Annotated in this window: 10 protein-coding genes; 7 read left to right on the top strand and 3 right to left on the bottom strand. The window is 66.1% G+C overall.

Features of this window, described 5'->3' with window-relative positions; translation table 11 throughout:
- The first annotated feature begins 64 nt into the window (after positions 1–64).
- Genes GQY20_RS25345 through GQY20_RS25365 form a run of 5 tightly spaced genes read left to right on the top strand, consistent with a single transcriptional unit; the run spans position 65 to position 6,885 of the window.
- Complete coding sequence (locus tag GQY20_RS25345; protein ID WP_198351202.1) at positions 65–2,119, top strand: hydantoinase/oxoprolinase family protein; 2,055 nt, start codon at positions 65–67, stop codon at positions 2,117–2,119.
- A complete protein-coding gene (locus GQY20_RS25350) occupies positions 2,116–3,759 on the top strand; it encodes a hydantoinase B/oxoprolinase family protein (protein WP_157219956.1) in 1,644 nt (547 codons plus the stop codon). The genes GQY20_RS25345 and GQY20_RS25350 overlap by 4 nt, the downstream gene beginning before the upstream one ends.
- Positions 3,760–3,761: 2 nt before the next feature.
- Positions 3,762–4,952, top strand: a complete 1,191-nt coding sequence (locus GQY20_RS25355) for an MFS transporter (RefSeq protein ID WP_157219957.1) — start codon at positions 3,762–3,764, stop codon at positions 4,950–4,952.
- 13 nt (positions 4,953–4,965) lie between these two features.
- The gene (locus GQY20_RS25360; protein ID WP_157219958.1) at positions 4,966–6,195 is read left to right on the top strand and encodes a metal-dependent hydrolase family protein; all 1,230 of its coding nucleotides are present in this window, start codon (positions 4,966–4,968) and stop codon (positions 6,193–6,195) included.
- 24 nt (positions 6,196–6,219) lie between these two features.
- Positions 6,220–6,885, top strand: a complete 666-nt coding sequence (locus tag GQY20_RS25365; RefSeq protein ID WP_157219959.1) for a GntR family transcriptional regulator — start codon at positions 6,220–6,222, stop codon at positions 6,883–6,885.
- A gap of 34 nt (positions 6,886–6,919) precedes the next feature.
- Here GQY20_RS25365 and GQY20_RS25370 read toward each other — a convergent pair whose 3' ends face one another.
- From GQY20_RS25370 to GQY20_RS25380, 3 genes are read right to left on the bottom strand one after another with little or no spacing between them, the layout of a single operon-like run.
- The gene (locus GQY20_RS25370; protein ID WP_157219960.1) at positions 6,920–8,734 is read right to left on the bottom strand and encodes a glycosyltransferase; all 1,815 of its coding nucleotides are present in this window, start codon (positions 8,732–8,734) and stop codon (positions 6,920–6,922) included.
- The gene (locus tag GQY20_RS25375) at positions 8,731–9,435 is read right to left on the bottom strand and encodes a glycosyltransferase family 2 protein (protein ID WP_157219961.1); all 705 of its coding nucleotides are present in this window, start codon (positions 9,433–9,435) and stop codon (positions 8,731–8,733) included. Before GQY20_RS25375 ends, GQY20_RS25370 begins: the two co-directional genes overlap by 4 nt.
- Positions 9,432–9,872, bottom strand: a complete 441-nt coding sequence (locus GQY20_RS25380; protein WP_157219962.1) for a PqqD family protein — start codon at positions 9,870–9,872, stop codon at positions 9,432–9,434. The genes GQY20_RS25375 and GQY20_RS25380 overlap by 4 nt, the downstream gene beginning before the upstream one ends.
- Positions 9,873–10,024: 152 nt before the next feature.
- Between GQY20_RS25380 and GQY20_RS25385 the strand changes: the two genes are divergently transcribed.
- Positions 10,025–11,122, top strand: a complete 1,098-nt coding sequence (locus GQY20_RS25385) for a nucleotidyltransferase family protein (RefSeq protein ID WP_157219963.1) — start codon at positions 10,025–10,027, stop codon at positions 11,120–11,122.
- A complete protein-coding gene (locus GQY20_RS25390; protein ID WP_157219964.1) occupies positions 11,112–12,839 on the top strand; it encodes an ABC transporter ATP-binding protein in 1,728 nt (575 codons plus the stop codon). The genes GQY20_RS25385 and GQY20_RS25390 overlap by 11 nt, the downstream gene beginning before the upstream one ends.
- Positions 12,840–12,883: the final 44 nt, after the last annotated feature.

Here is a 12,883-nt window from a genome sequence, read left to right on the forward strand (position 1 = left end):
GGGTTGGCAAATTTTTTTCTTAAGCTAGGTCTCTCGAAACAGAGGCGACTCCCGGGAGACCAAATTGACCAGCGTAAGGGCGCATGTCGGCATCGACGTGGGCGGTACATTCACGGACTTGGCGATGTTCGATGCCGAGACACGGCGGTTCTCGACGGTGAAGGTGCCGTCGTCGCCCCCGCTCTTCTGGCCCTCCGTGATCGCCGCGCTGGACCAGGCTGGCATCGATGCGGCGACGACCGCCACGGTGCTTCATGGGACGACCGTGCATCTCAACGCCTTTCTGGAGCGCAAGGGTGCGCGCATGGCACTGATCGCGACCAAGGGGTTCCGCGACGTCTATGAAATGCGGCGCGGCAATCGGCCCCAGCCCTACGATATGCATTTTCGCTATCCGCAGCCGCTCGTCGCACGCCGCGACATCTTCGAGGTTGCCGAGCGTACCCTGGCGGACGGCACGATCGTCGAGGAGCCCGATCCCCAGGCCCTTGCCCAACTGGCGGCCGAGATCGCCGAACGTGGTTACGAGGCGGTCGCGATCTGCCTGCTGCACAGTTATCGCAATCCGGCGAACGAAGCCGCGGTGGCCGACGCATTGCGAGCGGCCCTGCCGGGCGTGCTGATCGGCCCTTCGCACGAGGTGTGCCGCGAATGGCGCGAATATGAGCGCACCAGCACGGCCGTGATCAACGGATACACCTCGCCGATACTCAAACGCTATCTGGCCGATCTGCTCGAAGCACTGCGCGCCAAGGCCGAAACCCGGCTGTTCCTGCTGCAATCCAATGGCGGCCTGATGCGAGCGGATGATGCCGGCGAAAAGGGCATACTCTCGCTGCTGTCCGGGCCCGTGGGCGGCAATGTCGCCGGTTGCGCGCTCTCCGCGGTGGCGGACATGCCCAACCTCATCTGCATCGACATGGGTGGCACCAGCTTCGAAGCCAGCCTCGTCATCGACGGCCAGTCCGGCGTGCGGACCGAGCGCGAGGTCGGCGGCTTTCCGATTCTCGCGCCGATGGTGGATATCCATACTATCGGTGCCGGCGGCGGCAGCATCGCCTGGAGCGACATGGGCGCGTTGCGGGTCGGCCCGCAGAGCGCCGGCGCCCGTCCCGGGCCGGCGTGCTACGGCCATGGCGGCACGCAGCCGACCGTCACCGATGCCAATATCGCGCTCGGCCGGCTCGAAGACGGCTGCGCCTTCGGCGACCTGAAGCTCGACGCGGCGCTGGCGCGCCAGGTGATCGCAAGCTTTGCCGAGAGCTTCGGCCTCTCCGGCGATGCGATGGCGCAGGGCATACTCGACGTCATCAACGAGCAGATGGCCAATGCCATCCGCACCATCACCGTCCGGCGCGGCATCGACCCGCGCGATTTCGCGCTGGTCGCCTATGGCGGCGCGGGACCGATGCATGCGGCGGACATCGCCCGGCTGCTCAACATCGGCACCGTGGTGGTCCCGCATGCCGCCGGCGCCTTCTCGGCCTGGGGCATGCTACAGTCCGATCTGATCCACGATCGCGCTGAAACCCTGCTCCAGCCGGTTGATACGCTCGACTGGCAGGCGCTGGATGCACGCTATCGGGCGATCGAGGAGGAACTGGGGCCGATCCTCGCTCAGGAGGGGGTGGCCGTCGAGGCCATCCACTTCGCCCGCACGCTCGATATCCGCTATGTCGGTCAGGAACATGCCATCGGGATTGCGATCGACGCCGCCCTCTTCGGCGATCCGGCTGGCTCCGCGGCGAGGCTGCGCGCGGATTTCGACGCGGCCTATCTCGCCACCTTCGGGCACAGCAACCCGGACGAAGCGCTGGAGGCGGCGACGCTCCGGCTGCGGGCGATCGGCGGCATCGGCCTGGATGCGGCGGAACTGATCGCCGCGGCGGAAGGGTCCGATCCGGCTGCCGCGCCGGATCGCATCCTTCCTGTACAGTTCGACGGCGTCACGCTCGACACCCGCTTCATCGCCCGCGGCGGGATGACGCCGGGCACGCCCTATCCAGGCCCTTGCGTCGTCGAGGAGCAGACCTGCACCACCATCGTTCCGCCCGATTTCACGGCGAACATCGATACGCTCGGCAATCTCATCCTCCGCTGGAAGGGCTCTCAGGGATGACGGTCACACCCGATCCGATCACCAGCGAGGTGGTCCGCAACGCCTATAACGCGATCGCCGACGACATGAGCGCGATGATCGCGCGCTCGGCCTATTCGCCGATCCTCTACGAAGCGCATGACTATGGCATCGCGCTGTTCGACCGCCGGGCCAGGCTGCTCGGCCAATATGCCGGCCTGCCGCTGTTTACCGGCGGCCTCGATGCGGGCTTGCGGGCGACGATCGAGCGCTATGGGCTGGACGGCATGCAGGCCGGCGACGTGTTCACCGTCAACGACAGCTACATCACCGGCGGCCATCTCAACGATGTCGACGTCATCGGCGTGATCGCCGACGAGGAGGAAGTGCTGGGCTTCATAGCGGTGCGCGCCCACTGGGCCGATATCGGCACCGCGGAACCGGGCTTTCCGGTCAACAGCCGCAACATCTTCCAGGAAGGGGTGCGCTGGGGCCCGACGCGGATCATGCAGCGCGGCGAATGGGTACGTGACGTGATCGACCTGCTCTGTCTCAACAGCCGCGTGCCGAAGACGCTGATGGGCGACCTCAAGGCGCAGATCGCCGCGATCCGGCTGGGCGCGGAGCGGATGAAATGGCTCAAGGGCCGCTTCGGACAGGAGGTGCTCGAAGCCTGCGCCACCCGCTTCTTCGATGCCACCGAGGCGAAATTCCGCGCCTTCATCGGCTCGATCCCCGATGGCGTCTATGTCGCCGAAGGCTGCTCGGACAATGACGGCGTCACCGACGATCCGGTCGAGGCGAAGGTGACGGTGACGATCGCGGGCGATCGCATGACAGTGGATACCACCGGCTCCGCGCGCCAGCGGCCGGGCAACCTCAACACCGGCTATGCCAATACCGTGTCGGCGGTGCGCCTCGCGCTCGCCCTGCTGGTGCCGGAGCGCGAGCCCGACATCAACGACGGCAGCTTTCGCGCGATCGAGGTGATCGCCGAGCCCGGCTCCATCTATGCCGCCGAGGCTCCGGCGCCCTGCATGCGACCCCATCCGGTGATGCTGCTGATCGACCTGATCATCAAGGCGCTTTCCGACGTGCTGCCGGAGCATGTCGCCGCCGGCCTGCCGGGCGACAGCTGGAACATCTTCCTGATCGGCACCGATCCCAGGACCGGCCAGGGCTTCACCAGCGGCGAGGCGCTGGACGGCGGCTGGGGCGCCTCGGCACAGGGGGACGGGCCGAGCGCGATCATCCACAGTGCGGCGGGCGATTTCCGCAACATGCCGGTCGAGACGCTGGAGCATCGAACGCCGGTGCTCATCCGCCGGCTGGAACTGGGGCGCGGCAGCGGCGGTGACGGCGAATTCCGCGGCGGCCAGAATGTCGTGAAGGAATATGAGGCGCTGGCCGACATGGGAGTGACGCTCCACTTCGATCGTGCCCGGACGCCCGAATGGGGCCTGTTCGGCGGGCAGGACGGCGCCTCGCCCAAGGTGACCGTCTATACGGCCGACCGGCCCGACGGCTTCGTCGTCAACAAGGTGGAGCAGCTTCCGCTCCGGCGCGGCGACCGCTTCGTGGCGGAGACCGGCGGCGGTGGCGGCTATGGGCCGCCCGAGCGGCGAACTGCCGAACGTCGCGCCGCCGATATAGCGGACGGCGTCGTCGACGCGGCCGCCTGAGCATGGCGCTGGCCTCGGGCACCGCCGCGGACGGCACGGGCCGCGATTTCTCGCGGCTGCAATGGTGCGCCCTGCTGTTCGTGGTGTGCTGCGGCTTTTCCTCGCAGATGGTGATGCCGCTCTGGGTCGGGGCGGTGATCCAGGACCTGCATCTCAGCGAGGCGGCGGCCGGCCGCATCGGATCGATGGAGTTCCTGGCGGTCGCCATCGTCTCGGTGCTGGTGGCGCTGCGCATCCAGTCCTTCCCGACGCGCCCGACGGTGATCGTCGGTCTGATATTGCTGATCGCGGGCAACGTCGCCTCCGCCTTCGCGCATAGCGAAATACTGCTCACCGCCGCGCGCATGCTCTGCGGTCTCGGCAAGGGGCTGGTCGTGGCGATCGTGTTCAGCCTCGCGGCGGGATCGGCCCGGCCGACCCGCGCCTTCGCGGTGCTGAACGTCGTCTATGCCCTGTTCTCGACCTTCTTCTATCTCGTCGTTCCCTATGCGATCAGCTGGGACGGCGCGGGAGGGGCGTTCCTGTCGATGGGCGGCGTCGCCATCCTCGGCGCCTGCTTCATGCCCTTCTTTCCGGCGGACCGGCTTTCGGCCAGCGAGATCAGCGGCCTCAGGCTGCGCGACCTGCCTGCCTTCGGCTATCTGGCCTTTGCAGCGCTGATCATCCTGTGGTCGGGCCACAACATGGTCTTCACCTTCATCGAGCGGATCGGCGTTCGTGACGGATTGGACGTCAAGGCGATCGGCCAGGTGCTGTCGCTTTCTGCCTTCCTCACCATCGCCGGGCCGGGCCTCGCTCGCGCGATCGACACGCGGCTCGGCTATGGCGTGCCGATGCTGACCGCGGTGGCGCTCAAGATCGCGACGGTGCTGGTGATCGGTTATGTCGCCACGGCGACCAGCTTCACCCTCGCCGTACCGGCCTTCATGCTGCTTTCGCTGTTCATCACTCCTTATGTGATGGGCGTGCTGTCCCTCGCCGATCCCGCCGGCCGGCTCGCCGCCGCGTCCTCGGCGGCGATGACGGCGGGCAGCTCGCTCGGCGCCTGGCTCGGCGGTGTGGCGATCACCGCTGCCGGGCCGCTGGGCCTGAGCTGGGGCGCCACCGCCCATTTCGTCATATTCACCCTCATCGTGCTGGGCGTCGCCCCGCTCGCCAACCGTCGCGGCCGCGCGCAAGCCGCCGCCGCGTGATCCGGAGCCATTCATGATAGTCTTCGCCAATGCCCGCCTGATCGACGGCATCGCCGACACCCCGCAGGACGGCATGCACGTCCTCGTCGAAGGCAGGGAGATCCGCGAAGTCTCTGACGTGCCGGTTCGCGCCGAGGGGGCGGAAGTCATCGATCTCAAGGGCCGCACGCTGATGCCGGGCCTGATCGATGCCCATGTCCACGTCTATTCGATCCACCTCAATTCGGATCATGAGCGGCATATGCCGCACACGCTGATGATGGCGCATGCCATCCACCGGGTGCGCGCCATGCTGATGCGCGGCTTCACCACCGTGCGCGACGTCGCCGGCGGCGACTGGGGGATGAAGACCGCGATCGAGCTCGGCCTCGTCGAAGGGCCGCGCCTGTTCGTTTCCGGCCGCGCACTCGGCCAGACGGGCGGCCACGGCGACCATCGCCCGCGTACCGACGATAGCGTGCCCTGCGCCTGCACCTCTGCGCTCGACATCATGACACGCCTGGCCGACGGCCCCGACCAGGTCCGCCTTGCCGTGCGCGAGGAGCTGCGCAAGGGCGCCGACCATATCAAGGTCATGGTCTCGGGCGGCGTGGGCAGCCCGCACGACGCACTCGAGAATACGCAATATTCGCTGGAGGAGATCCGCACCGCCGTCGAGGAAGCGGCGGCGCGCGGCACCTATGTCGCCGCCCACAGCTACACCGCGAAGAGCACGCGCCGCGCGGTGGAGAGCGGCGTGCGCACCATCGAGCACGGCAATTTCATCGATCCGGAGACGGCGCGGTTCATGGCCGAGAAGGGCGCCTTCATGGTGCCGACCCTGATCTGCTACCGCGAATCCGCCGACAATGCCGACGCCTACGGGCTGCGGCCCGAGGTGAAGCGCAAGCTGGCGGAGGTGAACGCCGCGGGGCTGAACATGCTCGAGGTGTGCCGAGATGCGAACGTCACCATGGGCTTCGGCACCGACCTGATGGGCGAGATGATCGCCGCGCAGACCAAGGAGTTCGAGCTGCGCGCCAACATCTTGCCGCCGATGGATATCATCAAGTCGGCCACGGCGGTGAACGCCGAGATCGTAGGCCAGAGCGGGCGGCTGGGCGTCGTTGCGGCGGGCGCGCTGGCGGACCTGCTAGTGGTGGACGGCGATCCGTCCGTCGACATCGGCCTGCTGAGCGAGGTACGGCACGGAATAGTAGCGATCATGAAGGATGGCCGCTTCTACCGGAAGGCGTTAGACTGATTCCGGACGGGTGATGAGGGTAGAGTGGCGACGGCAGCGAGCGGAAAACTGGAGCGGAGCACGACGGCGGTGGAGGTCGCGCGCGTGCTCAAGCAGCGGATCCTTGCCGGCCACTATGCGGAGGACCAGTTCATCCGGCAGGAGCTGATCGCCCAGGAGCTGGGCGTCAGCCGCATTCCGGTGCGCGAGGCGCTGGCCCAGCTCGAAGCGGAAGGCCTCGTCGTCCGGGAGAAATATCGCGGTGCCGTGGTCCCCAAGCTCTCGGTCACGGAGATCGAGGAGATCTACGCGCTGCGCCTGATGATCGAGCCCTATTTGCTGCGCGCGGCCATCGCCAATATCCAGCCCGATCAGATCGCGCATCTGAGCGAGATCGTGCGCCGTTCCCGCGAGACCGGCGACATGACGCTCTGGGCCGGCCTCAACGTGGAGTTTCACCGGACGCTCTACGAGGCGGCAGGCAAGCCGCTGGCGATGCAGGTGCTGGACAATCTTCTGTCGCGGGCGGACCGCTATCTGAAGATGCAGCGTTTTCTGTCCGCCGAGACGCAGGAGGAAAGCGATGCCGAGCATCAGCGTATCCTCGATTGCGTCATTGCCGGCGATGCGGACGCCGCGGTCGACGCGCTGTGCGCCCATATCCGCTGGAACGCCACCGACGTGACGCGGATGATCGGCTTCACCGCCTGATATCACCGCCGGGCGCTCGGCTTTGGGCGACGTGTTACGGCGTCTGCCGGGCGAGAGCCTGTTGTGCGATCCGGCGGCGATCCAGCGCCTTCTTGAAGGCGCGCAGCGAATTGAGCTCCACGACGGATTTGTTGCGCGTCATGTTTCCCTCGTGCCGGCGGACGATCAGCGTCATCTGGTCGAGCCGCTGGACGACGGCCTTGCCTTCCGCGGCGCGGTTGAACCAGTCGGCATCCTCGCCGAAGCGCAGATCGCGATCGAACAGGCCGATCCTGCGGAAGACATCGCGCCGGAACAGCGCAGCGCCGATATAATAGGGGAAGGCCTCGTCCGGATTCCCGATGAATTCGAAATCCTGCCCGTTCGCACCTCTGCCGCGCGCGAGCTGCCCGCGCCCGAGCACGACATCGGCCTGTTCCTCCATCTGGTCGAGCAGGGAGACGAGATTGTCCGCCGGCCAGAGATCGTCGACGTCGAGAAAGGCGATATAGTCCCCGGACGCATCGCGAATACCCCGGTTCCTGGCTGCGGCCGGGCCATTATTCTCCTGCCGGAAGAAACGGACGTCGACAGGCAAGCCTGCGACCGCATCCTCGATCGCATCCTCCGATCCGTCGTCCACCACGATGATCTCCAGCGCCGGATAATTTTGCGCGATCACCGATGCCACCGCTTCGTGCAGGAAAGGCGCACCGTTGTAGACGGGTATCACCACCGTGATCAGCGGTCTTTCCCGGACGGCCGGCGGGGCGGCGATGGCGATCTCGCCGTTCAGCAGGCTGCGCAGGGCGTCGGGAACGGCGGACACCTCGTGGCCGAGAACGAGACGTGCGGTCGGCAGATCGCGGACGAGCGACCCGATGAAGCCATGCGTCTCGACGCCGGAATGCGGCAGTTGCGCCATGGTGGTAAAGGCGGTGGCGCGGTGGATCTCGACCGCCGAAATGGCTTCGAACGCGCTGGCTGCACCGTCACCGAAACGTGGGGAAACCAGCCATTTGAGCGGCATTCTCCGCGCGATCTGCCGATCGCGGCCGGGATGGAGATAGAGCACCGCTTTCTCTTCGGTCCGCGCCTGGGCGTCGTCCGCCAGCGGATGCAGCTCGGGATGTGCGGCGAACTGTGCCGGCACCAGCTTGGCCGTGGAATAGAGCGAGAAGGCGGTCGGCCCGGGATCATATCCGACTACGACATAGTCGTCGCTGGCGAAGGCCATGCCCTTCGACAGCGCCGCGATCGAGGTCGTCGACTTGCCGACGCCGCCCTTTCCCGTGATGAGGACGCCGCCCGCCTCGTCGCCGACGGCGGCGGCGTGGAGCAGGTGGAAGCCGCGTGATGCGAGCAGCCAGTTGAACATCGTCCGCATCGGTGAGGACTTCGCCCAATAGGGCAGTCGTTCCGCGTCTTCGACCCAATAGGTTCCGATCCCCCGGTCCAGATCCAGGGCGCAGACCGAATATTCGCTCCAGTGGAAGGCGCTGCGAATCCGGCTGCTGGACATGCCCCAGATGTCGCCCCGATCGGTAAAGGCAGTCATCGGCGCGGGCGGCCGAATCATGTCGATGCCGGTCGATGTCGTGTCCCAGATATGGAAGGTCGCGTCGGGATCGGCAGCGGCGACCTTGAGGTGGCCGAGCGCGGGCAGGAATTCCCGTTCGAGGCGCTCGCCCGCAAACACCAGGCGGATGACGATCCCGGCAATCGCGATGTGGTGCGTGACGGATCCCGCTTTCGCCTGCGCCGCAAACGCCCTGTCGACCGTGCCGTCGAAGAAGGCGAGTTGCTCCGCCTCTGTCAGTTCCGGAAGGTCGACGCCCTGGCGAGCGGCCGTGTCATTTCCTTCGTTCACGATCTCGCCATGCCCTTCGTCTGCTTTACCGCTGCGCGCAAGGCTTTGAGATAGTCACGATTGACGGACGGTTGCGACAGGACGCTGTTATTGCCGTGAATGCGCCTGCGTACGGATACCGACGCGACCTGCGCGAACCGCACGTCGTGCCCGTTGCAGCGGGCCAGCCACTCGATCATCTCGCCCACGCGCAGGCCCGGATCGAACATGCCGACCCCGTCGAACACCCTCTTGCGCACCAGCATCGATCCGGCGAAGCGCGCGGCCATCGCCCCCTCGGGCACCGCGAGCCGTACCCGGTCCGATGGGGCCAGGTGCGGGCACGGGAACTGCTCGATCGCGCCGAACACCCCGTCCGCGTCGCCCAATGCCGCGAGACGATCCGCGAGGCTGGCCGCGGGCCAGAGGTCGTCCGCGTCGAGGAAGGCGAGGAGCGGGAAGCGCGCAGCTGCGATGCCGGCGTTGCGGGCGCCCGAAATCCCCGCCCGCGCCTGGCTCAACAGCCGCACCGGCTCGCCATAGCCGGTTGCGACGGCGACCGTCTCGTCGGTCGAGCCGTCGTCGACGACCAGGATTTCGGACACCGGATGGCTTTGTGCGAGAACGCTGTCGATCGCATCGCGGAGATAGCGCGCGTAATTGTGGCAGGGAATGACGACGCTCACCGCCTGCGGGGACGGCGAGGGGGCGGCTGGCCTCATCGCGTCGTTGTGGAACCCGCCGGTTCCATGCGAACCGGCCAGCCATGCTTCTCGCTCACGTCGTGGATCGGATCGAGCATGATGAGGTCCTGCATGTCGCCATGACTGTGCAGCAGCGGCGGGCTATAGACGCCGCCGCCGAAGACATAAGCGGTGCCGTTCGCCAAGGCCGTCTCCGTCTCGACAAGCAGGCCTGCAGCAACGGCCATATCGAGAAAGGCGCCGACTTCGCTCGCATGATCGGATCCGGGATAGGCCAGATTGATGCCATGGACGATCGTGTCGCGATCGGTGCCCGACTGCGTCGCTTCCCAGATCTGCGCCGCTACACCGTCCGCGCTATGATAGATGCCGGCAGCCATATCCATGATAATGGCTTCGCCATCGATCACCTCGCTTACAACAGCTTCCGAACTCAGCCTGTATTGTGTGCCCATCGCCAATCCTGATTTCATGTGACGCAAGATACGCACCAGCAAGGTAGAAGGCCGAAATAGGGCAGGCAACCCCCGTATGGCGGATAGGGTGACTTTCCCAATCTGTTCCATAAGGTTATATCCCGTTCGTCTGAAGCGGGAGGTTTCGTCGTATGAAGTGGCTCTGGCCGGACGAGACGCAGAGCTTCCTGCTCAAGGCAGCGCTTCTCGACGGCGATCTTGCGCTCGATGCCTTCCACGCGTGGAAGGCACGGGCAGATTTCTCGGCGAATCTGGATCCTGCAAGCTTTCGCCTTCTTCCGCTACTCTATGCCAATATGAAACGGCTTGGCTGCACGGATCCGCTGATGATGCGGCTCGGTGGCACGCATCGGTATTTCTGGGTTCAGATCCAGGAAATCCGGCGCGACGCCGCTTTGCTGCTGACGCGCTTCGCGCAGGCGAACATACCGACTATGGTCACCAAGGGGCTCGCGCTCGGCACCAGCTTCTACGACAATATCGCGTTCCGGCCGATGTCGGATATCGACATCATCATCGCGGAGCCCAGGCTCGACGAGGCGATCCGGATGCTCGAGGCCGCCGATTGGCGGCCTTACTACAGCGGCTATCGCACCATCGCCTGGAAGGATCTCGTCCTGTACCGCCATTCCGTGGGCTTCCGGAATTCCGCGCGCAAGGAGATGGATCTGCACTGGTCGGCCAGCCAGGAGATCCAGTCGCGTGCTACGTCGGAGCTGCTGTGGCAGGATGCCGTGCCGATCGAGATTGCGGGCGCTGCGACGATGCGGCCGTCGGCATCGCATCTGTTCCTGCTGACCGCGGTGCACGGCCTGCGGTGGAACGCCATGCCACCGCTGCGCTGGATCGCCGACTGCCTCACCATCCTGCGCAAGGAGGGTGATGGCATGGACTGGGAGGGCATGGTGGCTTTGGCCCGGCGCGAGGGCGTGGCGAGCCGGCTGAACATGGCGCTGCGTTTTCTGCGCGACGAGATGGCAGCGGACATTTCCCAGTTCGCCATCGACCGCTCGAGCGAAACGCCGCCCACGCTGGCGGAGCGCGTCGTGAACTGGAGCGCGCTGACCGATCCGGGGACGTCGCGCACCCTGCGCCTGCTCAAGGGCCGGCGCGTGACCAGTCTCGTGCGCATGATCCGTCTGTCGAACACGCATAGAATTCCCGGCGTCGTGCTGCGATGGATCCCCCGCGAAGTGCGGCGCGAGCGAAAGCGACGTCATGCCCACTGACGCAGGCGAGGGAAGCGATCGCCGCGCGGCCTGGCGCTTCTATCTTCGCTACCTGCTCGCGCGGAAGCGGACGCTTTTCCTTGCGGTCCTGCCCAACAGCGTGATGGTCTATCTCACCCTGCCGGCGCTCTGGCTTTTGCGCTACGCGATCGACCATGCCATTCCCGCCGGCTCGGTCCCGATGCTATTGCTCGCCGCGTTCGGCATATTGGCCTGTCGCGGCATCGGCTCGCTTTTCGTCATCCTCATGTCGCGCATCTCCGTGCCGGCCGTGCGATCCACGACCGCGGCCATCCGCACCGACCTGCTCGCGCGGCTCTTCGATCTGCGCTGGACGGATTATGGGCGGATCGAAACGGCGCGCGTGCAGAGCCGGCTGGTCCACGAGACCGAGCGCGTCGAGGTGATGACCAACGCGTTGCTCTACAATTTCCTGCCGCAGCTCCTTCCGCTCATCATCTATTCCATCATCCTTTTCACCATATCGGCGTGGATGGCTTTGACATTTCTGGCGATCACGCCGCTCCTGCGCCTTTTCTCCAAGGGCGCTCCACGGCGGCTGCGGAGCGGGATCAAGGCGTTCCAGCAGGCCTTCGAGCATTATCATGTCGGGACGCACAACATCGTCCAGATGCTGTCCGTCACCCGCGTGCTCGGCGGAAAGGACCATCAGATGGCGCTTCACCGCGATGCGGTGGACGCCGTGGCGACCGCGGGGGCGGACATGGCGATCGCCGGAATCGCCAATGCACAGGCCAATGTCACGATCGTGAACGTCACCGCCGCCCTGCTGCTCGTGGCCGGGGGTATCGCGGTCATCGGACACTGGATGACGATCGGCTCACTGGGCGCTTTCGTCGTTGCGTCGAGCCAGATCTATGGGGCGACCAAAGGCATAGTCGGGGCCGTTCCAGCGATATTGCAGGGCGACGAGGCGCTTGCGCGCATCGTCGAGCTCGAGCAGATGGGCATGGTGGAAAGTGCGGGGGGAACGAACCCGCCGGCTCGATCCCGGCCGATCCGCTTCGAACGGGTCGCCTTCTCCTACGGATCGCGGCCGATCCTGCGCGACATCACCGTCACCCTCGATCCCGGCAGCAGCGTCGCGATCGCCGCGCCGAACGGTGTCGGCAAAACCAGTTTTCTCGAACTGATCGCCGGCCTTCTGACCCCCGATTCCGGCGACCTGTCGCTCGGCGGCCAGCCCTTGCAAAAGCTGGATCGCGAGGCCTGGCGGAGGTTGATCGGCTATGTGCCACAGCATCCCCAGTTTTTTCGCGGTACGATCCTGGAGAATATCTGCTTCGCGCGTGCCGCCGTCGACCCGGCGTTGCTGGACCGCGCGATCGCCCGCGCGGCGTTGCAGCCGGTCATCGCCAGGCTGCCGGACGGGCTGGAGACAATGATGGGGGATCGCGGGCAGATGCTGTCGGGAGGGGAGCGCCAGCGAATCGCGATCGCCCGCGCTCTGCTCCACGATCCCGAAATCCTTATCCTCGACGAGCCGACCAACCATCTCGATCGCCCGTCGGTGGATCTTCTGGTTGAGCATCTCTTCCGCGGCGAACTGAACAAGACGCTGGTGGTGGCGACGCACGAACCGAGAATCCTCGCGGCCGTCGACGCGGTGTATGATCTCACCATCGGCGGCCTGCTGCGCCGATCGCCGGCGCAGCCGGTGGATCCGACGCTGACGCACGAGGGCATGCGCGCATAGAGCAAGCTGCGCGACATGTGAATCGCCCAGCTCGCTCTACGCCT

This window comes from Flavisphingomonas formosensis, from assembly GCF_009755815.1.
Classification (GTDB): domain Bacteria; phylum Pseudomonadota; class Alphaproteobacteria; order Sphingomonadales; family Sphingomonadaceae; genus Flavisphingomonas; species Flavisphingomonas formosensis.

Coding starts and splice junctions, on each gene's coding strand:
- GQY20_RS25390 (WP_157219964.1), top strand. CDS start 11,112: ATGCCCACTGACGCAGGCGAGGGAAGCGATCGCCGCGCGGCCTGGCGC.
- GQY20_RS25375 (WP_157219961.1), bottom strand. CDS start 9,435: ATGAGGCCAGCCGCCCCCTCGCCGTCCCCGCAGGCGGTGAGCGTCGTC.
- GQY20_RS25380 (WP_157219962.1), bottom strand. CDS start 9,872: ATGGGCACACAATACAGGCTGAGTTCGGAAGCTGTTGTAAGCGAGGTG.
- GQY20_RS25350 (WP_157219956.1), top strand. CDS start 2,116: ATGACGGTCACACCCGATCCGATCACCAGCGAGGTGGTCCGCAACGCC.
- GQY20_RS25385 (WP_157219963.1), top strand. CDS start 10,025: ATGAAGTGGCTCTGGCCGGACGAGACGCAGAGCTTCCTGCTCAAGGCA.
- GQY20_RS25355 (WP_157219957.1), top strand. CDS start 3,762: ATGGCGCTGGCCTCGGGCACCGCCGCGGACGGCACGGGCCGCGATTTC.
- GQY20_RS25360 (WP_157219958.1), top strand. CDS start 4,966: ATGATAGTCTTCGCCAATGCCCGCCTGATCGACGGCATCGCCGACACC.